Source organism: Pandoraea sp. NE5 (assembly GCF_024363545.1).
Classification (GTDB): domain Bacteria; phylum Pseudomonadota; class Gammaproteobacteria; order Burkholderiales; family Burkholderiaceae; genus Pandoraea; species Pandoraea cepalis.
The window spans coordinates 1,994,589-2,016,674 of record NZ_AP025517.1 but is presented as its reverse complement, the minus strand read 5'-3'; the positions used below and the strand labels follow the sequence as shown (position 1 = coordinate 2,016,674).

The window sequence follows — 22,086 nt, the reverse complement described above, 5'->3', positions numbered from 1 at the left end:
ACGCCGGCTTAGCCTTGCTTGCGATCGCTCGTGTCCTTGGCCTGCACGTCGATCGTGGTCGAGTCGCGCAGTTCCTTGGCAGTCGCCGGGTCATCCTTGGCGGCCGGGGCACCTTCGCCCTCCTTCATGCCGTCCTTGAACCCCTTGACGGCGCCTCCCAGATCGGTGCCGATGTTGCGCAACTTCTTGGTACCGAAAACCATCATCACGATCACCAGCACGATCAGCCAGTGCCAAATACTCAACGAACCCATGACCACTCTCCTTGCGTTTCCCCACCCCTGCCGCGTCGCGACGGGATCTTGTCGTGCACGGTTGCCCCGGCGTGACAGCCAGGAACAAGCGCTCCATGTTTGCCGCCGTGCCCGCAGCAACGTGCCCCATTGTGGCACATTGCGCGGCACGTCCTGCATCGTAACCGGGTCGGACACCGGGTAGAAATAAATGTTTCGTGAAACCGTCGTCGATGCGGAACACTTGCACGCTCCGACAGCACTATGCGGCAACGCGTCGCGTCATGCCGCCGGCGACACTCACATGCGCTTCCACGGCCGCGGTCCGGCCAGAATGTGCATATGAAGATGATAAACCTCCTGGCCGCCACCCGGTCCGGTGTTCATCACAACGCGGAATCCGTTGCCTTCGATGTTCGACGCATCGCCGTCGAAACGATAGCCTTGCTCGGCGGCCAGCTTCGGCGCGAGCAGCATCATCTTGCCCAACAGCGCCTGATCTTCCGGCTGGCAGTCCTGCAATGTGGCGATGTGCTTGCGCGGCACCATGAGCAGGTGCAGGTCGGCCGCCGGATTGATGTCTTTGAACACCACGACATCGTCGTCGGCATGGACCTGCGCGCTCGGGATCTGCCCGGCAATAATCTTGCAGAAGATACAGTTGTCGTGCGTCATGCGTGTGTCTTCCTCTCGAATGCTTGTAGGGAGCTTAGGTGCCGCTCGGTATCGTTCAGGCGCGCGCGGCGTACATGGGCTTGTTGTCGTTCAGGTAGAGCCAGCCCTTGACGATCCGATACAGCGCCCAAATGCCCAGCACCCAGAGAATCGCGAAGCCGACCATCACGATGGCAAGCGCCACGCCGAGTACCCCCCAGACCACCGACCACCAGAACGTGCGGATCTGCCACGTGAAATGCGAGGCGTAGAGCGTGCCGGCGGCGTCATCGCGCTTGATGTAGTTGATGATGATCGCGACGATGGCGGTCACGCCGCCCGTGAGCCAGAACAGCGCATAGAGCGCATAAAGCACGTGCGTGAGCTTGCGCAACGCGCGCTCCTGCTCGGCGCTCGGCGCATTCGGGGGTGTCGCGAGGTAAGGATTGCCGGGGCTGCCGGGCGATCCGGTCGCGCCCGGGGGCTGCGAATCGTTCATGAAGCGTCTCCTCGCGTGAGCCAGCGCGGCATATCGATGATCACGGCCATCGTGGCCAAAGGAAATCAGTCCGCGTGTTCGCCACGGACGCCGCGCTGCGCCTTTTCGACGAGCCCCGACAACCCTTCGCGGCGCGCCAGTTCGGCGAGCACTTCGTTCGGGCTCAGGTCGTGATGCGCGAGCAGTACCATGCAATGAAACCACAGGTCGGCCGTCTCGTTGACGAGCTTCTGGCGCAGGTTGTCGGCCCCGCCAATGCGAATGTCCTTCGCCGCGAGCACCACTTCGGTGGCTTCCTCGCCGATCTTCTTGCAGATGGCGTCGTCACCCTTGTGGAACAGACGGGCAACGTACGACTTGTCGGGGTCGGCTCCCTTGCGCGAGGCGATGACCTCGGCCACACGCTCCAGCGTATCGTTCATGGTGCTCACTTGTAGATCTTGTGCGGGTCCTTGAGCACCGGTTCGACGGATGCCCAATGGCCATCCTCGACGCTGCCCTCGAACTTCTGGAAGAAACAGGAATGGCGACCGGTGTGGCAGGCAATGCCATCGATCTGCTCGACCTTGATCAGCACCACGTCTTCGTCGCAATCGAGACGAATCTCATGCACCTTCTGCACGTGGCCCGACTCCTCGCCCTTGTGCCACAGACGCTTGCGCGAGCGCGAATAATAGACAGCCTCGCCGGTCTCGACCGTACGCGCGAGCGCCTCGCGGTTCATCCACGCGAACATCAGCACATCGTTGCTGCCGAGTTCCTGCGCAATCACGGGCACGAGGCCCTGCGCGTCCCAAGCTACCTTGTCCAGCCAATCTTGCGTCATGATCCGTGGAATTCCGTTCAGAGCCGCACCGAAATGCCCTTGTCGGCCATGAAGCGCTTCGCTTCACCGACCGTGTGCTCGCCGTAGTGGAAGATACTCGCTGCGAGCACGGCATCCGCATGGCCTTCAGTCACGCCGTTGGCCAGATCGGCCAGCGACCCCACGCCGCCCGAGGCGATCACCGGGATGCTCACGGCATCGGACACTGCGCGCGTGAGCGCGAGGTCGAAGCCGCTCTTGGTGCCGTCGCGGTCCATGCTGGTGAGCAGGATTTCGCCCGCGCCCAAGGCCTCGATCCGCTTGGCCCAGGCCACGGCGTCGAGGCCCGTGGCTTTGCGACCACCGTGCGTGAAGACCTCCCAGCGCGGCGTTTCGCCGTCGGCGGAGACGCGCTTGGCGTCGATCGCCACGACGATGCACTGCGCGCCGTACTTGGCGGCCGCGTCGGCCACCAACTGCGGATTGGCCACGGCCGACGAGTTCATGCTGACCTTGTCGGCACCGGCGTTGAGCAGGCGGCGCACGTCGGCCACTTCGCGCACGCCACCGCCCACGGTCAGCGGAATGAATACTTGCGCGGCCACCGCCTCGATGATCGGCAGAATGAGGTCGCGCCCGTCGGAGGTCGCCGTGATGTCGAGGAACGTCAATTCGTCGGCGCCCTGCTCGTCATAGCGGCGGGCGATCTCGACGGGGTCGCCCGCGTCGCGAAGTTCGACGAAATTGACACCCTTGACCACGCGGCCGGCCGTTACGTCCAGACACGGGATGATGCGTTTAGCGAGAGCCATGATGTTGGCAGGCGAGGCGGCCGCAGCCGTGGTCTCGCTTATGCCGCTCCTCCGGAAAGCTCGTCCGCACGCGTTTGCGCCGCCGAGAAATTCAAGTCGCCCGAGTAGATCGCGCGGCCGCAGATGACGCCTTCGACGCCTTCCCGCTCAACCTGGCACAGCGCGTCGATATCGCCCAGGTTCGACAGGCCGCCGCTGGCAATCACCGGCACGGTCACGGCCTGCGCGAGGCGCACGGTCGCGTCGATATTGATGCCCTGGAGCATGCCGTCGCGGCCGATATCGGTGTAGATGATCGATTCGACGCCGTAGTCCTCGAACTTGCGCGCCAGATCCACGACTTCGTGGCCGGTGAGCTTGCTCCAGCCGTCGGTGGCGACCTTGCCATCCTTGGCGTCGAGACCAACGATGATGTGCCCGCCGAATGCGGTGCATGCGTCCCGGAGGAACCCGGGATTCTTCACCGCCGCCGTCCCGATGATGACGTACGACAAACCGTCGTCGAGATAGCGCTCGATGGTGGCCAGGTCGCGAATGCCGCCGCCCAGTTGCACGGGGATATCGGCCCCGACTTCCTGAATGATGGCGCGAATGGCCGCTTCGTTGCGCGGCTTGCCGACGAATGCGCCGTTCAAGTCCACCAGATGGAGGCGGCGAGCGCCTTGCTCGACCCAATGTCGAGCCATGGCCGCGGGGTCCTCCGAGAATACGGTGGCTTGATCCATGTCGCCTTGTTTGAGGCGAACACACTGACCGTCTTTAAGGTCGATGGCCGGAATGAGCAGCATAGGCAATCGTGAAACGTCGCTAGAGGGAGGTAAAAGAAATTCGCAAATTACGCGGACAATACAAAACCGACCCCTGCCTTGCCGGGCATCGGCACGTCGGGATCGGATTCATCAACATGACACACAGTATAAGCCGTGACGCAGGGCATGCTCCGAGTGACATCCGGGCGCGAATACGCGAGACGGGTCACGCTCAAGGCTTCCACTGCGCAAAATTGCGATAAAGGGTAAGGCCCGCCTGAGCGCTCTTTTCCGGGTGGAACTGGGTGGCAAAGATATTATCTTGGGCCACCGCACAGGTAAAGGGCACCCCGTAGACGGTCTCGCCGACGGTCAACTCGGGCCTTGCGGGCACAACGTAGTAGCTGTGCACGAAGTAAAAATAGCTGTCGTCGGGCACGCCCGCCCAGATCGGGTGAGGCCGCGTCTCACGCACGCGGTTCCAACCCATCTGCGGCACCTTGAAGCGCGAGCCGTCGTCCTGCAACTGGCCCTCGAGGTCGAAGCGCACCACGCGGCCCGGCAGCAGGCCGAGCGCGGGCGTGTTGCCCTCGTCGGACATGTCGAACAGCATCTGCTCGCCCACGCACACGCCGAACATCGGCTTGGTCGCGGCGGCCTCGACGACCGCGTCGCGCAGGCCCGACTCGTTCAGGCAGCCCATGCAGTCGCGCATCGCGCCTTGCCCCGGCAGCACCACCCGGTCGGCGGCGCGAATCTCGGCGGCGTCGCTGCTGATGCTCACATCGGCCTCCGGCGCGGCGGCACGCAGCGCCTGATAGACCGAGCGCAGGTTGCCCATTCCGTAGTCGACAATCGCAATCTTATTCATCTCAAACCCGGCAGCAGTATTTTCAAACCATCGATAATGAATTCCACGGCCAGCGCCGAGAGGATCAACCCCATCAGACGCGTGCCGATATTGATGCCCGTACGCCCGAGCCAGCCTTCGAGGCGCCCGGCGCTGCTCAGTGCCACCCAGCACACCGCGCCCAGGCCCACGCCGATCGCCAGGAGCATCAGAATCTGGGCCCAGCCGTGCGCACGCCCCGAGTAGATGATCACGGTACTGATCGTGCCCGGGCCGGTGAGCAGCGGAATCGCGAGCGGCACCACGGCGATGTTCGGCCGCTCCTCCGCTTCGTCGCGCTCTTCCGCCGTCGAGCGCGTGTTCCCGGTCTGTGCGTTGATCATGTTCACCGCCATGAGCAACATGATGACGCCGCCGCCCACTTCAAGCGATGCGATCGAAATACCGAAGAAGCGGATGATGGCTTCACCGAACAACCCCGAGCCCGCGACCACCAGGGCGACCGCAATCGCCGCGACATTGATCGTACGGCGCTTCTCCTCGCGCGTCTGCGAGGACGTCAAGCTGATGAAAAGCGGGATCGCCCCGAGCGGATTGATCAGGGCCAGCAGCGAGATGAAGAACTTGAAGGCGTCGAGCGTCATAGGGGCACGCGGCGCCGGCGGCCGGCCGGTCGGTGAATCGTCGCAGGGGCGCCGGCCTTGCGGGCCGGCGGGCTATCGGGCTACCGGGCCGGCTGCGCCGACCCGTCTCGCGTTACAGGCTTCCCTTCGTGGACGGCACGACACCCGCTGCGCGCGGATCGATCTCGACCGCCATGCGCAGCGCGCGACCGAACGCCTTGAACACCGTTTCGCACTGGTGGTGGGCGTTGATGCCGCGCAGATTGTCGATATGCAGCGTGACGCCCGCATGATTGACGAAGCCACGGAAAAACTCGATGGTCAGATCCACGTCGAAATTGCCGACACGCGCCCGCGTGAACGGCACATGGAATTCGAGACCGGGACGACCCGAGAAATCGATCACGACGCGCGACAGCGCTTCATCGAGCGGCACGTAGCTGTGGCCGTAGCGCACGATGCCCTTACGATCGCCGATCGCCTTGGCCACCGCCATGCCCAGCGTGATGCCGACGTCTTCCACCGTGTGGTGATCGTCGATGAAGGTATCGCCGCGGGCTTCGACATCCATGTCGATAAGGCCATGGCGCGCGATCTGGTCGAGCATGTGGTCCAGGAACGGCACGCCGGTATCGAGGGCCTTGCGGCCAGTGCCGTCCAGGTCGATCTTGACGCGTATTTGCGTTTCGCTGGTATCGCGAACGACTTCCGCAATGCGCATGGTGGTGAGTTCTCGTCGTATGGCTTGTTAGAGTGATGCGGCCAGGGCTTTCACCATTGCCGCATTCTCCGTGGGGGTGCCGACCGTCAATCTCAGGCAATTGGCCAGCAATACGTGCATTTTACCCACGTTTTTGATCAACACCTTGTGTGCGAGCAGACCCGCGTGGGTTTTGTCGGCATCCGGCACGCGAACGAGCAGGAAATTCGCATCGCTCGGGAACACACTCACCCCGGGCAGCGCCGCCACGGCGGCGGCCAGCCGCGTGCGTTCGGCGCGCAATTCGGCCGCCTGGGCGTCGAGCACGCCAAGGTGATCGAGCATGAATTCGGCGCATGCCTGCGTGAGCACATTGATGTTATAGGGCGGACGCACCTTGTCGATCTGGTCGAGCCATTGTGCGCTGCCCGCCACGTAGCCCAGCCGGATGCCCGCCAGCCCGAGCTTCGAGACGGTGCGCATGACCAGCAGTTGAGGGAACTCCGGCAGACGCGGCATCCACGTCTTCCCGGCAAACGGCTGGTACGCCTCGTCGATCACCACGAGGCCGCGGCTGGCGGCACGCACCAGCGTCTCGATGTCGTCGTCGGCGAACAGATTGCCCGTCGGATTGTTCGGATAGGCAAGGTATACGACCGCGCCCGGATGCGCCGCAATGGCGCCCAGCATGGCCGGCATGTCGAGCGAAAAATCGGCGCGCAGCGGCACACCGACGAACTCGATGCCCGCCAAGCGCGCCGACATCTCGTACATGACGAAGCCCGGCATCGGCGCAATCACCGTGGCCCCCGGCCGAGCGGTGGCCATCGCGATCATGCTGATGATCTCGTCCGAGCCGTTGCCCAGCAGCAGCTTGGCCCCGGCCGGCACGCCCATCGTGCGGGCGAGCGTCTCGAGCAGCACATGCGGACGCGGTGCCGGGTAACGATTGAGCGCCACGTCGGCCAGTCGCTGCCCCAGCGCACTGCGCAACGCCGGCGGCAGGCCATACGGATTCTCCATCGCGTCGAGCTTGAGGAAACCGCTCGCGTCAGGCACGGCGTAGGAACTCATGGCGAGCACATCGGAGCGGATCACTGAGTCGACGGACATGGCAGTAGAGGCGGGTTGCGCGACATCGCGCGGAATCATTGATAAAGGATCAGTTGAAGGCGAACGTCAGCCGTCCGGCGTCGGCGCCGTCGATTTTGACGACGCAGCGTCGACCGGTTTCCACACTGCCGAGCGCATCGGTAATGCGCTGCAGCCGCACGCCGGTCTGCCAGGACAGCGCCTGCGCCACCGCCGGGCTCACGCGCGCGTGCGCGGCATCCGCCTCGCAACGCATGGCGACCAGGCGGTTGCCAACGCGGCCGAACACGCCGTGGGCCACTTCGTCGTCCGTGCCGCGCAGCGCAGTCTTGCCGCCGAGTCGCAACACGTAAATATCGTTGTCGAACGCCTGACGGCTCACGCACACGGTCATACGCTCGACCGACGTGCCTTCGAAGGTGGCGTGCTGGCAATACTGACCGGCGGCGTAGGCCGAGGGACTGCTGGCAGCCGCGAGGGCGCACACGACAGCCACTCTGCGCACAGCGCGCGCGAGGCGGGCCGGCAGCGGCCACGACAACGACCCCGGGGACAGCGCGATGGCACGGGGCCGACGCCGAGCGGTGGCCGACGTCGTTGGACAATACGCGGGCCGCAGGGCGTCGTCGCGCATCTCAGGACTCGCGATGCAGACGGTATTCGGCGCTGCGCGCGTGCGCCTGCAGGCCTTCGCCGTAAGCCAATTCCGCGGCGATCTCGCCAAGCATGCGGGCACCACCCTCGCTCACTTCGATCAGGCTCGAACGCTTGATGAAGTCGTACACGCCCAGCGGCGACGAGAACCGCGCCGTGCGCGACGTCGGCAGCACATGGTTGGGACCGGCGCAGTAATCGCCCAGGCTCTCGCTCGTGAACTTGCCGAGGAAGATCGCGCCGGCGTGGCGAATCTTGTCGCCCCACTGCTGCGGGGTTTCGGTGGAGATTTCGAGGTGCTCCGGCGCGATCACGTTGACGATCTCGCACGCTTCGGCCATGTCGCGCACCTTGATCAGCGCGCCGCGGCCTCGCAACGAGGCGGCAATCACTTCGCGGCGCGGCATCTCGTCGATCTGGCGCTCCAGCGAAGCGTGCACGCGCGCGAGATACGCGGCGTCCGGGCACAACAGGATCGACTGCGCGAGTTCGTCGTGTTCCGCCTGCGAGAACAAGTCCATCGCGACCCAGTCGGGATCGGTCGTGCCGTCGCAAATGACAAGAATCTCTGACGGCCCGGCAATCATGTCGATCCCGACCGTGCCGAACACGCGGCGCTTGGCGGCAGCCACGAACGCGTTGCCCGGGCCGACGATCTTGTCGACGGCCGGCACCGTGGCGGTGCCATAGGCCAGCGCGGCGACCGCCTGTGCGCCGCCGATGGTGAACACGCGGTCCACCCCGGCGATTTGCGCGGCGGCGAGCACCAGTGGGTTCTGCACGCCATCCGGCGTGGGCACCACCATGACGATCTCTTTCACCCCCGCCACACGCGCCGGAATGGCGTTCATCAGCACCGACGACGGATAAGCCGCCTTGCCGCCCGGCACATAGATGCCCACCCGATCGAGCGGCGTGACCTTCTGGCCCAGCATCGTGCCGTCCGGCTCGGTGTATTGCCAGCTATGACTGCCGCACTCGATGCGCTGCTTCTCGTGATAGGCGCGCACGCGGGCCGCTGCGGCCTCGAGCGCCGCGCGACGCTTCGGCTCAAGGCTCTCGAGCGCAGCCGCCAGCGCTTCGGCGGGCAGCTCCAGCGCCGTCATGTCCGTCGCGCTCAAGCGGTCGAACTTGTTGGTGTATTCGATGACGGCCACATCGCCGCGCGCCTTCACGTCGGCGAGAATGTCGGCCGCCGCACGATCGATGGCGGCGTCTTCGCTCGCCTCGAACGCCAGGACATCGCGAAGCTGCGCCGCGAAGCCTTCGGCGGAGGAATCGAGTTTGCGAATATCGAGTTTCATGCTGTTTGCCGGGACGCCCGCTCGAAGGCATCCAGAATAGGCTGCAACGACTCGCGCTTCAACTTGAGTGCAGCCTGATTGATCACGAGGCGGGAGGAGATCTCCATGATCTCTTCCACTTCCACCAGATTGTTGGCCCGCAGCGTGCCGCCGGTGCTCACCAGATCGACAATCGCGTCGGCCAGACCCACGAGCGGGCCCAGCTCCATCGAGCCGTACAGCTTGATCAGGTCGACGTGCACGCCCTTGGCCGCGAAGTGCTCGCGCGCCGTTTGCACGTACTTGGTCGCCACGCGCAAACGTGCCCCTTGACGTACGGCATTCGCGTAATCGAAGCCCTTCGGTACAGCAACAGACATGCGGCAACGCGCAATGTTCAAATCGATTGGCTGATACAGACCGCCGCCGCCGTGTTCGATGAGCACGTCCTTGCCGGCCACGCCGAAGTCGGCGGCACCATATTGCACATAGGTCGGCACGTCGGTCGCGCGCACGATGATGACCTGCAGGTTCGGATCCGTCGTCGGCAGAATCAGCTTGCGGGAGGTCTCGGGGTCTTCCGTGACTTCGATACCGGCGGCCGCCAGCAACGGCAGCGTCTCCGTAAAGATACGCCCTTTCGAGAGCGCCAGCGTCAGCGGTTGAGCAAGCGGCTGGGCGGGCTTGGCGGAATTCATGCAATGTCTCCCTGGCGCGCTTCGACGCGCCGGATTTGCGCACCCACGGCGCACAACTTGGCCTCGATGCGATGATAGCCGCGATCGAGGTGGTGAATACGGTCGACGAGCGTGCGGCCCTCGGCCGTCAGACCCGCGACGATCAGGCTGGCGGAAGCGCGCAGGTCGGTCGCCATCACATGCGCACCCGACAGGCGATTCACGCCGGAAATCCGCGCCGTGTTGCCGTCGATGCCGATGTTCGCGCCCAGACGCGTCAACTCCTGCACGTGCATGAACCGGTTCTCGAAGATCGTTTCGACGACCTGCGATGCCCCTTCGGCAACGCAATTCAACGCCATGAACTGGGCCTGCATATCGGTCGGGAACGCCGGATATTCCGACGTTCGGAAACTGACCGCCCGCGCGCGCCGATCCATCGTCACGCGCAGCCAATCCGCGCCGGCCGTCACGTTCGCGCCGGTTTCGCGCAACTTCTCGATCACCGCGTCGAGGGTACCCGGCACAACGCGATGCAGCGTGATATCGCCACGCGTCGCCACCGCCGCGCACAGGAACGTGCCGGCTTCGATCCGATCGGGCACAACATCGTGTGTCGCGCCGGACAGGCGCGGCACGCCCGTCACGACCAGACGATCAGTGCCGATGCCGTCGATCTTCGCACCCATCTTCACGAGCAGCTCGGCCAGGTCCGTCACTTCGGGTTCGCGGGCGGCATTGGCCAGCACCGTAACGCCGTCGGCCAGCGTGGCCGCCATGAGCAGGTTTTCGGTGCCCGTGACGGTGATCATGTCGGTCACGAGCGTCTCACCACGCAGACGCGTTGCTTTGGCGACGATGTCGCCGTGCGTCAGCGTGATTTCGGCGCCCATCTTCTGCAGGCCCTTGATGTGCTGATCGACAGGTCGCGCTCCGATCGCACACCCGCCGGGCAGCGACACGCGCGCCTCGCCGCAACGCGCCAGCAGAGGGCCGAGCACGAGAATCGACGCGCGCATGGTCTTTACGAGCTCATAGGGGGCCGCCGGCTCGGTGATCTGCGACGCATCGAGCGTCACTGATTCGCCGTGACGCTCGACCTTCACGCCCATGCGTGCGAGCAGCGTCAGCATGGTGCGCACGTCGTGCAGATCGGGCACGTTGCCGAGCACCACCGGCTCGGCCGTCAGCAGGCACGCACACAGGATCGGCAGCGCCGCGTTCTTGGCGCCCGATACGGTAATCTCTCCCGCCAGCCGCTCGCCGCCCTCGATCACCAGGTGGTCCGCGGCCATGCGCTCGCCGGTGGCGGTCTCGCCGTTGCCGGCGACGCCGGCGCTTTCTTGCGTAATCCTCATTGCGCCCGATACTCCGCAGGCGTGAGGGTCTTCATGGACAACGCGTGAATTTCCGCCTTCATGCGATCGCCCAGCGCGGCGTACACGAGTTGATGGCGGGCGATGAGACGCTTGCCGTCGAACTGCTCGCTCACGATGGTCGCGTAGAAGTGCTGACCATCGCCTTCGACGGCCACGTGCTCGCAAGCCAGACCGGCTTCGATGTACTGTTTGATTTGTTCGGGGGTAGGCAGCATGGCCGATCCTAGAGAAGTTCAGTGACGCAATTTATAACCACGGCGCAGCAAAGTCAGCGCGACGGTTGCGAGTATCAGAAAAGTCGCACCCACAACGGCAAGGCTGGTCTGCGGGGCAACGTCGGACACACCGAAGAAGCCGTAACGGAACCCGTCGATCATGTAGAAGAACGGGTTGAAGTGCGAGACAGCCTGCCACAGCGGCGGCAGCGAGTGAATCGAGTAAAACACGCCCGCCAGGAACGTTGCCGGCATGATCAGGAAGTTCTGGAACGCCGCGAGCTGGTCGAACTTCTCCGCCCAAATGCCCGCGATCAGACCCAACGTGCCGAGAATCGCCGCCCCAAGGAACGCGAAGCCGATGATCCACAGCGGCGCGGCGAACGTTAGATGCGTGAACGTGACCGTCACCGCGAAGACGCCTGCGCCCACGCACAACCCACGCACGACCGCGGCGAGCACGTACGCGCCGTACATCTCCCAATGCGACAGCGGCGGCAACAGCACGAACACGAGGTTGCCCGTGATCTTGGACTGGATCAGCGACGACGAGCTGTTTGCGAACGCGTTCTGCAACACGCTCATCATCACCAGGCCCGGCACGAGGAAAGATGTGTACGTGATCTGGTCATAGACCTTCACGCGGTCTTCGAGCACGTGGCCGAAGATCATCAGGTACAGCAGCGCGGTGAGCACCGGCGCGGCCACGGTCTGGAAGCTGACCTTCCAGAAACGCAACACTTCCTTGTAGAACAGCGTGCGGAATCCGACCCATGCCCCGATCATGCTGCCACCTCCTGCGCGCGCAAACCGGACATGATCTGCACGAACACATCCTCGAGATCGGCCTTCTGGATGTCGATGTCCTCAACGATGCAGCCCGCCGCCCGGCAGGTGGCGAGAATCGATTCGACTTCGTCGCAGCCCGCCAGACGCAGCGCGAACTGAGGTCCACTCGTATTTTGCGGGTCGACCAGCAACGGACGTAGTGCGTCGGGCAGCGTGCCGTGCTTGAAGCGCAGCACGAGACGCGTGCCCGCGAAACGCTGCAGCAACGAGGCGGTGCGCTCGAGCGCCACGACTTCGCCGCGCTTGAGCATGGCAATGCGGTCGCACAGCGCTTCCGCTTCTTCGAGATAGTGCGTAGTCAGCACGATGGTGTGGCCTTCGCGGTTCAGGCGCGAGATGAATTTCCAGAGCGTCTGGCGCAGTTCGACGTCGACCCCGGCGGTCGGCTCGTCGAGCACGATCACCGGCGGGCGATGCACGAGCGCCTGCGCAACGAGCACGCGCCGCTTCATGCCGCCCGAGAGCTGGCGCATGTTCGCGTCGGCCTTGTCGGTCAGGTCGAGGTTCGCCATGACTTCGTCGATCCAGTCGTCGTTGCGCGTCAGACCGAAGTAGCCGGACTGGATACGCAGCGTTTCGCGAACGGAGAAGAACGGATCGAAGACGAGTTCCTGCGGCACCACGCCGAGCTTGCGGCGGGCATTGCGGTAGTCGCGCACCACGTCGTGGCCGAGCACACTGACGCTGCCCGCATCCGCGCGCGCGAGGCCGGCGAGAATACTGATCAGCGTGGTTTTGCCGGCACCGTTGGGACCGAGCAGACCGAAGAATTCCCCTTCTTCGATCGAAAAGCTGACGCCTTTGAGCGCCTGCAGTGCCTGATAGCGTTTCTTGACGTTACGGATTTCGATGGCGGCCATGGACTGCACGCACCCGCATTGGCGAGCGCGCCATATAGATTCTCCGGCCACGCCCGCGCGTGGGCGCAACCGCTGGGATCGCGGCAGCGGCCATATCGGCGGCGTGGGTGCCCGGATGAGGGTAACTGCCCAAAAGTCGGCAGAAAACCCCTGATTATAAAGGAAGCCGGTGGCGGCCGTGCTCACGCCCTGTCCAGTGCCCCCCCAAGGGAAACGTCGATCACGGGCGCGACGCCCGCAAGGCCCTTCGGGCCGGGTATGCGTCGCGCTCGGCCGGCATCACCGCATTGCCCATAAAAAAAGCGCCGTTGCGAGACGGCGCTTTCCTGCGGGACGGCGATCCGGCCAGGCGAATCAGATCGAGAGCAACTGGTCGACGCCGTACACCAGCGCAAGGCTGGCCAGCCCCGCTGGCAGGTTAGTGAACGCCAACGTCGCACCACGCCGAACCGCGTGGCGGCGCAGGGCCAGCAACACGGCGAGCGCCGACGAATCGAACTGCTTCAGCCCGGCGCAATCGATCTGGGTCTCGCCCGCGTCGATGCGATCGATGGCCTGCGCGAGGACGTCGCCGGCGGTGTCGTGCGTGAGATCGGTCTGCAACGCGAGCATGCGCTTACTTGCCGCCGGCCAGTTGCTGGTTGCGCTGGGTCAGGAACTGAATCAGACCGTCGACGCCCGACTTGTTCACCTGCTCGGCAAACTGATTGCGGTACGTCTGGATGAGCCAGGCGCCCAGCACGTTCAGGTCATACAGTTTCCATTCGCCGCTGGCCGACTTGTACAGACGATAGTCGAGCTCGATCTGCTGACCGTTGTTGAGGACATCGGTATAGACCACGGCGTCGGTGTCGCCCGGCTGACCACGGAACGGCTTGTAGTTGACCTGCTGGTCGCGAATCTGCGCGATGGCGCCCGCGTACGTACGCAGCAGCAGCGTCTTGAACTGCTCGGTCAGCTGCTGCCGTTGCTGCGGCGTGGCGGTGCGCCATGCGGCGCCAGTCGCCAACTGCGTCGTCTTCGCGAAGTCGGCGTGCGGCAAGATCTTCTGCTCGACCAGCTTGGTGATGCTGTTCAGATCACCCTTCTGGATGTTCGGATCGGACTTGGCGGCGGCCATCACTTCGTTCACGGTCTGCTTGACCAGAACGTCAGGCGCTTGCGCCTGGGCCACGGCGGCGCCGGCGGCGGTGTACGTCATCAAAGCCATGACGGGAATGAGCCAAAACTTCTTCATTGTGGACTTCCTCTTTCGAGTGACAGGTGTTGCGGGATTGGATACCCGTGTTGTGTCTGGAGTTCGCGAAATACCGGCAGTGTCGTGTAACAAACTGTTGCCCGACAGGCCTGCCAACGGCGCCCCGTAAGGCGGGGCGCCCTGTCATCAGGAGGCATCGATGCCTGGCGGCAGGCGACTCGCGCCGATCACCGGCGGAACGGCAATCCGCCCGGCACGATCTTGCCCGGTACGGGCGAACCTTGCGGCGCGTCCGGTTCGGCTTTCACGCCCGAGGCAGGTTCGGCTTGAACGCCTGAGGCAGGCATCGGCTGCGCGTTCGTGCCGCCGGCGCCGTCTTCCTCTTCGTAATTCGGCAACGCCGCGTTGCCCGCGGCCCCGCCATTGATCAAATACTTGCGTCGTGCGAGATAAGCATCGCGCGTGAACGAGTATGGATCGAGGGCGGCGGCTTCGAGAAGGTTCGATGCGTCGAGCAGGTTCGCTCGCGTATTCACGATGCGAACGCCGAAGATCGAGTAGCTGACCCAAGTCGGATTGATATACGACGTCGGGTCGATGAACATGTTGCCAGCCATGCCGACGCTGTCGCGCACCGTGCTCGGGCCGAGCACCGGCAGCACGAGGTACGGGCCGTCGGGCAGGCCCCACTTGCCGAGCGTCACACCGAAGTCCTGGCTGTGCTTGGGCAAGCCGGCCGGCGTGGCGAAGTCGACCAGACCGCCCACACCGAGGAAAGTGTTGATCGTCAGGCGCATCAGATCCTGCACGGCAGCCGTGACTTCCAGTTGCAGCAGGTTGTTGGCGAAGTTGTACACATCGCCCACGTTCGAGAAGAAGTTCGTGACCATGTCGCGCGCCGGTTGCGGCACGGCGAAGCGGTAGCCCTTGGCCACGGGCGTCATGACCGTCTTGTCGAGCGTGTCATTGAACGTGTACATCGAACGGTTGAACCCTTCGATGGGGTCGGCGGGACTCGGATTCGTGACAGTCGCGCACCCTGCCAGCGCCATCGCGCCGGCGGCCAGCACTGCCGAAGTACGGAAGCGGGTCATCTTTTTTATTTTCCTTGGGTTGCCGTGGCCGCCCCTGACGCCGGCAAAGCAGCGGGTGCGGTCGATGCCGGTGCGGTCGATGCCCCGCCCGGTTGGGCGCCCCCGGCATCTGCCGCCTTGTTGTACAGGAACTGGCCGATCAGATTTTCCAGCACGATTGCGGATTGCGTGAGCGTGATCGTATCACCGGCCTTGAGCATTTGATCGTCGCCGCCCGCCTCGAGCCCGATGTATTGCTCGCCGAGCAGCCCCGACGTCAGGATCTTCGCCGACGAGTCCTTCGGGAAGTGATATTGCGAATCGATGTTGAGCGTCACGTCGGCCACGTACCGCTTGTCGTCGAAGTTGATCGACGCCACGCGTCCGACCACGACGCCCGCGCTCTTGACAGGCGCCCGCGGCTTGAGGCCGCCGATGTTGTCGAAGCGCACCGTCACCGGATACGAACTCGAGAACGACAGCGAACTCATGTTGCCCACCTTGAGCGCGAGGAACAGCAGCGCTGCGAAGCCGAGAACGACGAACAGGCCAACCCAGAAGTCGAGGGGGTGTTTTTTCATTGTGTCAGTGTGCGCAATCTATCTATGTCTTGGCGGGCACGCAGGCCCGTTAGCTGAACATCAGGGCCGTGAGCAGGAAGTCGAGACCGAGTACCGCGAGGGACGCCTGCACCACCGTACGGGTGGTCGCACGCGACACGCCCTCTGGCGTCGGCTGCGCCTCGAATCCCTGGTACAGGGCGATAAAGGTGACGGCAATCCCGAACACTACGCTTTTGATGACGCCGTTGGCGACGTCCGACCACACGTCTACGCCGCCTTGCATCTGCGACCAGAACGCGCCGGGGTCCACGCCGATCAACTTCACGCCGACCAGGTAACCGCCAAACACACCCACCGCCGAGAAGATGGCCGCGAGAATCGGCATGGCGATCACGCCTGCCCAGAAGCGGGGGGCCACCACGCGCGCGATCGGATCGATCGCCATCATCTCCATGGCGGTCAATTGCTCCCCTGCCTTCATCAAACCGATTTCGGCGGTGAGCGAGGTTCCAGCGCGTCCCGCGAACAGCAGTGCGGTGACCACCGGCCCCAACTCACGCACCAGTGACAGCGCCACAAGCAGACCCAGCGCCTGTTCCGAGCCGTACCGGTTAAGCGTGTAATAGCCTTGCAGGCCCAGCACGAAGCCGACGAACAAGCCCGAGACCGCAATAATGACGAACGAATAGTTGCCGACGAAATGAATCTGGTCGGTCACCAGACGCGGCCGGCGCAGCATCGCCCCGCTCGACGCGAGCACGCGCCAAAACATTCGCGCACCGTACCCCAGGCGCTCTACGTGACCGCGAACAAAACTACCGAGGGTCGTGATCATGCACGCGCTCCCATCCCAAAATCGTCCGCAAGCGACGGCGCGGGATACTGAAATTTTACGGGCCCGTCCGGTTGCGCATCGATGAACTGGCGCACCGTCGGGTCATTCGAGGCTCGCAGCGCCTCCGGCGTCCCCTCGGCACCGATGCGCCCTTCGCTAATGAAATAGATGTAGTCGGCGATGGCAAAGGTCTCCGTCACATCATGCGAAACAATAATGGACGTGGCGCCCAGCGCGTCGTTGAGCTTGCGGATCAGATTCGCGGTGATACCCAACGAGATCGGGTCGAGCCCAGTGAACGGCTCGTCGTACATGATGAGGTCCGGGTCCAGCGCCATCGTGCGTGCCAGTGCCACACGTCGCGCCATGCCGCCCGAAATCTCGGCCGGCTTCATGTCGCGTGCGCCGCGCAGGCCCACGGCGTTGAGCTTCATCAGCACGAGGTCGCGAATGAGCGCATCGTCGAGCCGGGTGTGTTCGCGCAGCGGAAACGCCACGTTGTCGAACACCGTCATGTCGGTAAAGAGCGCACCGAACTGGAACAACATGCCCATGCGACGCCGCAGGCGGTACCAGCCAGCGTGGTCGAGCGATGCGACATCCGTCCCGTCGAATTCGACGGTGCCGCGGCTGGCATGGACGAGCCCGCCGATCAGGCGCAGCACGGTCGTCTTGCCGCAGCCGGACCCCCCCATCACCCCAACGACTTTGCCGCGGGGGAACCGCATATTCAACCCGGAAAGCACCAATCGTTCGCCATAACCAAAGCTGACGTCGCGCAATTCGAGCAAATTTTCCGGATTCGGGATAGGCACGTTTCGGGTCTTATAGTGCGGCGCAAAACGCCAATTATAGGGGGGAATGCCGATTGATGCCGCCCAACGGCGATGGACGAAATCGAGGATTGGCGCTGCCCCGCGGCATTCTACAGGGCCGGCGTCCATTCGCCTTGTCGCGCGCCGACCGGCACAACGAACAAAAAACGTAACGCCAGCAAGGACTTATCGAGACCTCGGGGGTGTCGGGTGTTGCGCCGTTGCTACAATACGCCGTTTCACGCAATAAATCGTTGACCCCGATGCCCCGCGCCCCCCAAACGCCTTTCCATCCCCTTCTGCCGCAAGATACGGAGACGATCGAATTTCGGATTCGTCCGATGCAATCCTGCGATATTCCCCAAGTCCTGACGGTACAGGCAGCAGCGTATGTCGGTCCGATGCGTGAGTCGGAAGCGACATTGGCCTCACGTCATGCGCTGTCGCCGTCAACGTGTTGGGTTGCGGAGGGAACAGGCCCAACGGATACGTCCGTGGTCGGCTATTTACTGACACACCCGTGGCGCATGGCCGCCCCGCCGCCACTGGACACCATCCTCAAGGCCCTGCCTGACGCGGCCGACTGCTGGTACGTGCACGACATGGCGCTGCTCCCTCGCACGCGCGGCGCGGGCGTGGCTTGCCAACTCTACGCGGCGGCTCTGGCGGTGGCACGGTCGTCAGGATTGCGCGCGTCGGCCCTCGTGGCGGTGCAGCAATCGCAGGGGTTCTGGGCGCGCTTCGGTTATGCTGCAACGAGCGATGCCTCGCCGCAGATGGCCGCGAAGTTGGCCGCGAAGTTGGCCGGATACGGCGACGGCGCCATGTTCATGACGCGCACGCTATAACGGGCTGCGCGCGGCAAACATCACGCGCGTTGCGCGAACGCCTGCTGCATTCCCTTCACCGCCGCCGCCACATCGACGGCCTGCGTGACGGCTCGCACCACGGCCGCGCTGGTCACCCCGGTGTCGAGCACTTGCCCGAGGTTGTCCGCATCGATGCCGCCAATGGCGACAAGCGGATAGTGCGGCGCGATGAGCTTCACGTACCGCGCCAACTTCGCGAGTCCCTGCGGGGCGGTCGCGATCACTTTGGTGGTTGTCGGAAACACGGCCCCCACGGCCAGATAGCTGGGCCGGAAGTGATGCGCCGCCAGCATCTCGTAATAGCCGTGCGTGCTGATGCCCAGGCGCATGCCGGTCGCAAACAGCGCCGCGACCTCGTCGGCGGAAAGCGCCGCCATATCTTCCTGTCCGAGGTGCACGCCATAGGCACCCGCTTGCGCGGCTTCGCGCCAATGGTCGTTGATGAACCAGGCACTGTCGTGCATCACGCGCCGCCCGGCCGCCACCGTCCGTTCGATCTCAGAGCGCAGCGTCGGATCCGCGGGATCCTTGATCCGCAACTGCACGGTGCCGACCTGAAGATCAGCCATGCGCTCGCAAGCGCCGGCATCTGGCAGCACCGGATACAGACCGAGGCGTGACGGGCAGGCCGGGAACCGGCCGGGTGACGGCACTTGGCCGAGCACGACCGGGAAGGTTTCGAGCACCGTCGGCCATGCCCCGAGCGTGTCGGCATCGGCCGCGCGCGCGTGGCTGCCGTCGGTGCGCCATGCGCGCGCGAGCACGAGCGCGTCGTGTGGGGCGAATCCGCAGTCGAGGAACGCAGCGAACGCGGGGAAGAAGGCCGGATCGTCCGCGCCCGCAACACGATAAACGGTGTCGTGCGTGTACAAGGTGTCTTCCACCTGTCCCGCCGCCAGCGCCCGCGAGCAAAGGACAACGGCGTGCGCCGCCCGCCATGCGTCGATCTGCACGGTGGCTTCGGTTCCGGGAGCGCCCTGCGGCGAGAGCGGCCACCAGACCACGTCCCCAGCCCCCGCGCGGTCCGGCGTCTGCGCGTGCACACGCCAACTTGGCGTAGCGGGGTCGTCCGGCCACGGCGCGAGGCGCGCGCGGATGCCGGCGGCGGCCTGTTGCCATGCTGTGGCGAGGGGTGCGTTAGCCGGCAGGCATTGCACGTGAGACAGGGTGGCGCCGCCGCTATGCGTCGTCATGAAGCTTCCCGGTGGGTCAGGCGGTGCGAGGTTGCGGTGGAATTCAAGCGCGTCTCCTCGGGGATCACGCGCCCGACTGATGCCAGAACGGCACCCCGACGACCGGCGTGCTGGCTTCGGCGCTCTCGCGCTCGGCCATCGGTCCGGCGAGCCACGCCGCGCGGCCCGCCTTGATCGCGGCGGCGAACGCGCCGGCCATCTCCACCGGCTGGGCGGCAAGCGCCACGGCCGTGTTGAGCAACACGCCGTCGAAGCCCCACTCCATCACCTGACACGCGTGCGACGGCAGACCGAGCCCGGCATCGACGATAAGCGGCGTATCCGGCAGACGGTCGCGCAGCAGTCGCAGGCCGTACGGATTGATCACGCCCTTGCCAGTGCCGATCGGCGCACCCCAGGGCATCAGCGCCTGACAGCCCACGTCGAGCAAGCGACGGCACAGCACCAGGTCTTCCGTGCAATACGGCAGCACCTTGAAGCCGTCGCGAATCAGTTGTTCGGCGGCCGTCACCAGACCGAACGGGTCGGGCTGGAGCGTGTAGTCGTCGCCAATCAGTTCGAGCTTGATCCAGTCGGTCTCGAAGACTTCGCGCGCCATTTGCGCCGTCGTCACCGCTTCCTGCACCGAGTGGCAACCGGCTGTATTGGGCAGCACCGGCACCGCGAGGCGGCGCAGCGTTTCCCAGAAATGGCCTTCCGACGCCTGCGCCCCGGTGCCCGAGAGTTGTCGGCGCAACGCCACCGTCACCATGCCCGGGCGGGCGGCGTCGATGGAATCATTGAGCGCCTGCAGCGACGGGTAGCGCGCCGTGCCGAGCAGGAAGCGACTGCCGAAGCGCGTGTCATACAGCGTGAGCGCGTCGCGCACGCTGCCTGCGGCCACGTTGGCCGATTCGGTGAATGCGTTCATGTCAGCCTCCGGCCACCGGTTGCACTACATCGATTTTGTCGCCATGCGCGAGCGCGCGGGCGGCATATTGTGTCTTGGGCACGAACTGCCCGTTGATCGCCGCGGCGAACGGCGGCTTGGCGCCGTAGGCGGCGAGCGCCTCGGCCAGCGTCGCCGCCTCGGCCACGCTCAGTGTCTGTTGATTGATATGAATATCCATGGTGTCCCTCCCCTCTCATGCCCGACGGAACAGGTCCGGCCACGGCCGGCTGGCTCGCCACATCTCCCAGTCGAACGCGTGCCCAAGGCCCACTCGCGCGCTCGTCGCTTGCATCAATGCCTGCGCCAGCGCGCACGCCTCTCCCGTGACCGCCGGCGCGAGCAAATAACCGTGCCGGTACAAACCGTTCACGCGCAGCACCCGCGCACCGTCCCACTGCACCCGCGGCAGATGGTCGGGCAATGCCGGACGGCAGTTGACATTCAGCTCGACAATGCGCGCCTCGCCGAACGCCGGGTTCAGCGAATGGGCCGCCGAGAGCAGTTCGAGCGCGGAGCGCACGGTCATCGGCGACATATCTTCCGACTCGAGTTCGGTCGCGCCGATCACATACAGATCGTTTTCCTTGGGCGCGATATAGATCGGATAGCGCGGATGCAGCAACCGCACCGGCCGGCGCAGCCCAATGCCCGGCGCGTGAATTCGCACCACCTCACCCCGCACACCGCGCAATTGCGTGAGCGCGGCACGCGCGCCCAGCCCGCGGCAATCGACGACCAGACCGGCGTCCGGATACGCGCCCTCGGCGATCTCGGTATGCCAATGCAGCGCCGCCCCCGCCTTAGCAAGACCTGCCGCCAGCGCGCGCAACAGTTGCCGGTTGTCGAGCTGGCCCTCGTTCGGCAGCCACCAGCCTTCCTGAAACCGTCCGGCCAGCGCCGGCTCGACCTCGGCCAATTGCGCGCCCGACACGCGTCGCACACCGTCACGCAGCAAGGCCGGTGGGGCATTGACGCGCATGCGTCGGTCGAACATCACCGCCTCGGCGCGATCGGGCTGGTGCCACACGACCAGCGTGCCGTTGCGTTGGAAGAAGACGTGTTCGGGCAGGCCGTCGATCAATGCCGGCCAACGTTCCAGGCCGACGGCGCCCATCTCGACGATGCTCGGCTCGGCCACGGCCGCTTCGGCCAAGGGCGCGAGCATGGCCGCTGCCACCCAGCCGGCAGCCGACGACCCGTCGGCATCGCCACGCTCGTAGAGCGCCACGCGTGCGCCGGCACGAATCAGTTGCCACGCCAGCAGACGCCCGGACAGGCCGCCGCCGAGCACGGCGACGTCGGGACGCGAAGTGGAAGCGCTCATACGCGTTCTGCCGCGCAAGCCGGGACGGCGCGCAGGCACTCGAAAGCAGGCAAAGGATGACTCGCGAGCGGAATCTCGGAAGTCGTTGCGGCGAAAACCGCAGGGATAAGCGCAGGAATCTGCGGAAGGCAGCGCATGGGGTCCTTTCCTCATGAAAGCAAAAGGACGAAACGGTGTTGAACACCTTACCCCACTGGAGTAGTCGGAAACTTCCCACGCCGGTATTACCCGGGTCGGGTGCAAAGGGTCTCTCTCAGCCCCGCGTCGTATGGTTACGCATGGTCAACACCTGCGTTCGACACGGAGCACCCCTGTTTCGCCCGCAGCCATTACAACATAGATGCCGATGCC

29 protein-coding genes and 1 riboswitch are annotated in these 22,086 nt (G+C 64.8%); of the genes, 1 reads left to right on the top strand and 28 read right to left on the bottom strand.

The window, feature by feature from the left end; translation table 11 throughout:
* Window positions 1-8: 8 nt before the first annotated feature.
* The 24 genes from tatA to PanNE5_RS09125 form a co-directional block, all read right to left on the bottom strand.
* Entirely contained in the window at window positions 9-254 is a 246-nt protein-coding gene (gene tatA, locus PanNE5_RS09240; protein WP_017234580.1) for a Sec-independent protein translocase subunit TatA, read from the bottom strand.
* Between the two features lie 279 nt (window positions 255-533).
* Complete coding sequence (locus PanNE5_RS09235; protein ID WP_017234579.1) at window positions 534-908, bottom strand: histidine triad nucleotide-binding protein; 375 nt, start codon at window positions 906-908, stop codon at window positions 534-536.
* A 55-nt stretch (window positions 909-963) separates the two neighbouring features.
* Window positions 964-1,386, bottom strand: coding sequence for a DUF4870 family protein (locus tag PanNE5_RS09230; protein ID WP_017234578.1), 423 nt, complete (start codon window positions 1,384-1,386; stop codon window positions 964-966).
* Window positions 1,387-1,451: 65 nt separating this feature from the next.
* On the bottom strand, window positions 1,452-1,808 hold the full coding sequence (locus tag PanNE5_RS09225) for a phosphoribosyl-ATP diphosphatase (protein ID WP_039830469.1): 357 nt from the start codon (window positions 1,806-1,808) through the stop codon (window positions 1,452-1,454).
* Window positions 1,809-1,813: 5 nt separating this feature from the next.
* Window positions 1,814-2,212, bottom strand: a complete 399-nt coding sequence (hisI, locus tag PanNE5_RS09220; protein WP_017234576.1) for a phosphoribosyl-AMP cyclohydrolase — start codon at window positions 2,210-2,212, stop codon at window positions 1,814-1,816.
* A 17-nt stretch (window positions 2,213-2,229) separates the two neighbouring features.
* Window positions 2,230-3,003, bottom strand: coding sequence for an imidazole glycerol phosphate synthase subunit HisF (hisF, locus tag PanNE5_RS09215; RefSeq protein WP_017234575.1), 774 nt, complete (start codon window positions 3,001-3,003; stop codon window positions 2,230-2,232).
* A gap of 38 nt (window positions 3,004-3,041) precedes the next feature.
* On the bottom strand, window positions 3,042-3,791 hold the full coding sequence (gene hisA, locus PanNE5_RS09210; protein WP_017234574.1) for a 1-(5-phosphoribosyl)-5-[(5-phosphoribosylamino)methylideneamino]imidazole-4-carboxamide isomerase: 750 nt from the start codon (window positions 3,789-3,791) through the stop codon (window positions 3,042-3,044).
* Between the two features lie 193 nt (window positions 3,792-3,984).
* A complete protein-coding gene (hisH, locus tag PanNE5_RS09205) occupies window positions 3,985-4,623 on the bottom strand; it encodes an imidazole glycerol phosphate synthase subunit HisH (protein ID WP_017234573.1) in 639 nt (212 codons plus the stop codon).
* Window positions 4,620-5,246 carry a MarC family protein gene (locus PanNE5_RS09200; RefSeq protein ID WP_017234572.1) on the bottom strand — a complete coding sequence of 209 codons (627 nt, stop codon included), beginning with the start codon at window positions 5,244-5,246 and terminating at the stop codon, window positions 4,620-4,622. Before PanNE5_RS09200 ends, hisH begins: the two co-directional genes overlap by 4 nt.
* A gap of 112 nt (window positions 5,247-5,358) precedes the next feature.
* Window positions 5,359-5,946, bottom strand: coding sequence for an imidazoleglycerol-phosphate dehydratase HisB (gene hisB, locus PanNE5_RS09195; protein ID WP_017234571.1), 588 nt, complete (start codon window positions 5,944-5,946; stop codon window positions 5,359-5,361).
* Window positions 5,947-5,973: 27 nt separating this feature from the next.
* On the bottom strand, window positions 5,974-7,038 hold the full coding sequence (hisC, locus tag PanNE5_RS09190) for a histidinol-phosphate transaminase (RefSeq protein WP_017234570.1): 1,065 nt from the start codon (window positions 7,036-7,038) through the stop codon (window positions 5,974-5,976).
* 49 nt (window positions 7,039-7,087) lie between these two features.
* Window positions 7,088-7,504: a hypothetical protein gene (locus PanNE5_RS09185; RefSeq protein WP_261939642.1), complete on the bottom strand. Its 417-nt coding sequence runs from the start codon at window positions 7,502-7,504 to the stop codon at window positions 7,088-7,090.
* Between the two features lie 148 nt (window positions 7,505-7,652).
* Window positions 7,653-8,975: a histidinol dehydrogenase gene (hisD, locus tag PanNE5_RS09180; RefSeq protein ID WP_150563311.1), complete on the bottom strand. Its 1,323-nt coding sequence runs from the start codon at window positions 8,973-8,975 to the stop codon at window positions 7,653-7,655.
* Window positions 8,972-9,652 carry an ATP phosphoribosyltransferase gene (gene hisG / locus PanNE5_RS09175; RefSeq protein WP_017231788.1) on the bottom strand — a complete coding sequence of 227 codons (681 nt, stop codon included), beginning with the start codon at window positions 9,650-9,652 and terminating at the stop codon, window positions 8,972-8,974. Before hisG ends, hisD begins: the two co-directional genes overlap by 4 nt.
* Complete coding sequence (murA, locus tag PanNE5_RS09170) at window positions 9,649-10,926, bottom strand: UDP-N-acetylglucosamine 1-carboxyvinyltransferase (RefSeq protein WP_232424490.1); 1,278 nt, start codon at window positions 10,924-10,926, stop codon at window positions 9,649-9,651. Before murA ends, hisG begins: the two co-directional genes overlap by 4 nt.
* 59 nt (window positions 10,927-10,985) lie before the next feature.
* Window positions 10,986-11,225 carry a BolA family protein gene (locus PanNE5_RS09165; RefSeq protein WP_017231786.1) on the bottom strand — a complete coding sequence of 80 codons (240 nt, stop codon included), beginning with the start codon at window positions 11,223-11,225 and terminating at the stop codon, window positions 10,986-10,988.
* A gap of 18 nt (window positions 11,226-11,243) precedes the next feature.
* Window positions 11,244-12,011, bottom strand: coding sequence for an ABC transporter permease (locus tag PanNE5_RS09160; protein ID WP_017231785.1), 768 nt, complete (start codon window positions 12,009-12,011; stop codon window positions 11,244-11,246).
* Window positions 12,008-12,934 carry an ABC transporter ATP-binding protein gene (locus PanNE5_RS09155; protein ID WP_261939641.1) on the bottom strand — a complete coding sequence of 309 codons (927 nt, stop codon included), beginning with the start codon at window positions 12,932-12,934 and terminating at the stop codon, window positions 12,008-12,010. Before PanNE5_RS09155 ends, PanNE5_RS09160 begins: the two co-directional genes overlap by 4 nt.
* 354 nt (window positions 12,935-13,288) lie before the next feature.
* Window positions 13,289-13,546: a lipid asymmetry maintenance protein MlaB gene (locus PanNE5_RS09150; RefSeq protein ID WP_017231783.1), complete on the bottom strand. Its 258-nt coding sequence runs from the start codon at window positions 13,544-13,546 to the stop codon at window positions 13,289-13,291.
* Window positions 13,547-13,550: 4 nt separating this feature from the next.
* Entirely contained in the window at window positions 13,551-14,171 is a 621-nt protein-coding gene (locus tag PanNE5_RS09145) for a phospholipid-binding protein MlaC (protein WP_017231782.1), read from the bottom strand.
* Between the two features lie 188 nt (window positions 14,172-14,359).
* Entirely contained in the window at window positions 14,360-15,226 is an 867-nt protein-coding gene (locus PanNE5_RS09140; protein WP_017231781.1) for a VacJ family lipoprotein, read from the bottom strand.
* A gap of 5 nt (window positions 15,227-15,231) precedes the next feature.
* Window positions 15,232-15,786: an outer membrane lipid asymmetry maintenance protein MlaD gene (gene mlaD, locus PanNE5_RS09135; RefSeq protein ID WP_017231780.1), complete on the bottom strand. Its 555-nt coding sequence runs from the start codon at window positions 15,784-15,786 to the stop codon at window positions 15,232-15,234.
* 49 nt (window positions 15,787-15,835) lie between these two features.
* Window positions 15,836-16,603, bottom strand: coding sequence for a lipid asymmetry maintenance ABC transporter permease subunit MlaE (mlaE, locus tag PanNE5_RS09130; RefSeq protein WP_017231779.1), 768 nt, complete (start codon window positions 16,601-16,603; stop codon window positions 15,836-15,838).
* Entirely contained in the window at window positions 16,600-17,412 is an 813-nt protein-coding gene (locus PanNE5_RS09125; RefSeq protein WP_026131562.1) for an ABC transporter ATP-binding protein, read from the bottom strand. Before PanNE5_RS09125 ends, mlaE begins: the two co-directional genes overlap by 4 nt.
* Before the next feature lie 269 nt (window positions 17,413-17,681).
* Here PanNE5_RS09125 and PanNE5_RS09120 point away from each other — a divergent pair, with 269 nt between their 5' ends.
* Window positions 17,682-18,266, top strand: a complete 585-nt coding sequence (locus PanNE5_RS09120) for a GNAT family N-acetyltransferase (protein WP_315973476.1) — start codon at window positions 17,682-17,684, stop codon at window positions 18,264-18,266.
* A 20-nt stretch (window positions 18,267-18,286) separates the two neighbouring features.
* On the opposite strand, the gene PanNE5_RS09115 is transcribed toward PanNE5_RS09120, so the two are convergent.
* From PanNE5_RS09115 to PanNE5_RS09100, 4 genes are all read right to left on the bottom strand, one after another.
* Complete coding sequence (locus PanNE5_RS09115; protein ID WP_261939640.1) at window positions 18,287-19,480, bottom strand: thiamine phosphate synthase; 1,194 nt, start codon at window positions 19,478-19,480, stop codon at window positions 18,287-18,289.
* Window positions 19,481-19,544: 64 nt separating this feature from the next.
* Window positions 19,545-20,390, bottom strand: a complete 846-nt coding sequence (locus tag PanNE5_RS09110; protein WP_150563307.1) for a thiazole synthase — start codon at window positions 20,388-20,390, stop codon at window positions 19,545-19,547.
* A 1-nt stretch (window position 20,391) separates the two neighbouring features.
* On the bottom strand, window positions 20,392-20,589 hold the full coding sequence (gene thiS / locus PanNE5_RS09105; protein WP_017235755.1) for a sulfur carrier protein ThiS: 198 nt from the start codon (window positions 20,587-20,589) through the stop codon (window positions 20,392-20,394).
* Window positions 20,590-20,604: 15 nt separating this feature from the next.
* The gene (locus PanNE5_RS09100) at window positions 20,605-21,735 is read right to left on the bottom strand and encodes an FAD-dependent oxidoreductase (RefSeq protein WP_261939639.1); all 1,131 of its coding nucleotides are present in this window, start codon (window positions 21,733-21,735) and stop codon (window positions 20,605-20,607) included.
* 193 nt (window positions 21,736-21,928) lie between these two features.
* Window positions 21,929-22,058: riboswitch (TPP riboswitch) on the bottom strand.
* Window positions 22,059-22,086 lie beyond the last annotated feature (28 nt).

Excerpts from the sequence above, each read along its gene's own strand:
- tatA (WP_017234580.1), bottom strand. The coding sequence starts at position 254 with ATGGGTTCGTTGAGTATTTGGCACTGGCTGATCGTGCTGGTGATCGTG.
- PanNE5_RS09235 (WP_017234579.1), bottom strand. The coding sequence starts at position 908 with ATGACGCACGACAACTGTATCTTCTGCAAGATTATTGCCGGGCAGATC.
- PanNE5_RS09230 (WP_017234578.1), bottom strand. The coding sequence starts at position 1,386 with ATGAACGATTCGCAGCCCCCGGGCGCGACCGGATCGCCCGGCAGCCCC.
- PanNE5_RS09225 (WP_039830469.1), bottom strand. The coding sequence starts at position 1,808 with ATGAACGATACGCTGGAGCGTGTGGCCGAGGTCATCGCCTCGCGCAAG.
- hisI (WP_017234576.1), bottom strand. The coding sequence starts at position 2,212 with ATGACGCAAGATTGGCTGGACAAGGTAGCTTGGGACGCGCAGGGCCTC.
- hisF (WP_017234575.1), bottom strand. The coding sequence starts at position 3,003 with ATGGCTCTCGCTAAACGCATCATCCCGTGTCTGGACGTAACGGCCGGC.
- hisA (WP_017234574.1), bottom strand. The coding sequence starts at position 3,791 with ATGCTGCTCATTCCGGCCATCGACCTTAAAGACGGTCAGTGTGTTCGC.
- hisH (WP_017234573.1), bottom strand. The coding sequence starts at position 4,623 with ATGAATAAGATTGCGATTGTCGACTACGGAATGGGCAACCTGCGCTCG.
- PanNE5_RS09200 (WP_017234572.1), bottom strand. The coding sequence starts at position 5,246 with ATGACGCTCGACGCCTTCAAGTTCTTCATCTCGCTGCTGGCCCTGATC.
- hisB (WP_017234571.1), bottom strand. The coding sequence starts at position 5,946 with ATGCGCATTGCGGAAGTCGTTCGCGATACCAGCGAAACGCAAATACGC.
- hisC (WP_017234570.1), bottom strand. The coding sequence starts at position 7,038 with ATGTCCGTCGACTCAGTGATCCGCTCCGATGTGCTCGCCATGAGTTCC.
- hisD (WP_150563311.1), bottom strand. The coding sequence starts at position 8,975 with ATGAAACTCGATATTCGCAAACTCGATTCCTCCGCCGAAGGCTTCGCG.
- hisG (WP_017231788.1), bottom strand. The coding sequence starts at position 9,652 with ATGAATTCCGCCAAGCCCGCCCAGCCGCTTGCTCAACCGCTGACGCTG.
- murA (WP_232424490.1), bottom strand. The coding sequence starts at position 10,926 with ATGGCCGCGGACCACCTGGTGATCGAGGGCGGCGAGCGGCTGGCGGGA.
- PanNE5_RS09165 (WP_017231786.1), bottom strand. The coding sequence starts at position 11,225 with ATGCTGCCTACCCCCGAACAAATCAAACAGTACATCGAAGCCGGTCTG.
- PanNE5_RS09160 (WP_017231785.1), bottom strand. The coding sequence starts at position 12,011 with ATGATCGGGGCATGGGTCGGATTCCGCACGCTGTTCTACAAGGAAGTG.
- PanNE5_RS09155 (WP_261939641.1), bottom strand. The coding sequence starts at position 12,934 with ATGGCCGCCATCGAAATCCGTAACGTCAAGAAACGCTATCAGGCACTG.
- PanNE5_RS09150 (WP_017231783.1), bottom strand. The coding sequence starts at position 13,546 with ATGCTCGCGTTGCAGACCGATCTCACGCACGACACCGCCGGCGACGTC.
- PanNE5_RS09145 (WP_017231782.1), bottom strand. The coding sequence starts at position 14,171 with ATGAAGAAGTTTTGGCTCATTCCCGTCATGGCTTTGATGACGTACACC.
- PanNE5_RS09140 (WP_017231781.1), bottom strand. The coding sequence starts at position 15,226 with ATGACCCGCTTCCGTACTTCGGCAGTGCTGGCCGCCGGCGCGATGGCG.
- mlaD (WP_017231780.1), bottom strand. The coding sequence starts at position 15,786 with ATGAAAAAACACCCCCTCGACTTCTGGGTTGGCCTGTTCGTCGTTCTC.
- mlaE (WP_017231779.1), bottom strand. The coding sequence starts at position 16,603 with ATGATCACGACCCTCGGTAGTTTTGTTCGCGGTCACGTAGAGCGCCTG.
- PanNE5_RS09120 (WP_315973476.1), top strand. The coding sequence starts at position 17,682 with ATGCCCCGCGCCCCCCAAACGCCTTTCCATCCCCTTCTGCCGCAAGAT.
- PanNE5_RS09115 (WP_261939640.1), bottom strand. The coding sequence starts at position 19,480 with ATGACGACGCATAGCGGCGGCGCCACCCTGTCTCACGTGCAATGCCTG.
- PanNE5_RS09110 (WP_150563307.1), bottom strand. The coding sequence starts at position 20,390 with ATGAACGCATTCACCGAATCGGCCAACGTGGCCGCAGGCAGCGTGCGC.
- thiS (WP_017235755.1), bottom strand. The coding sequence starts at position 20,589 with ATGGATATTCATATCAATCAACAGACACTGAGCGTGGCCGAGGCGGCG.
- PanNE5_RS09100 (WP_261939639.1), bottom strand. The coding sequence starts at position 21,735 with ATGAGCGCTTCCACTTCGCGTCCCGACGTCGCCGTGCTCGGCGGCGGC.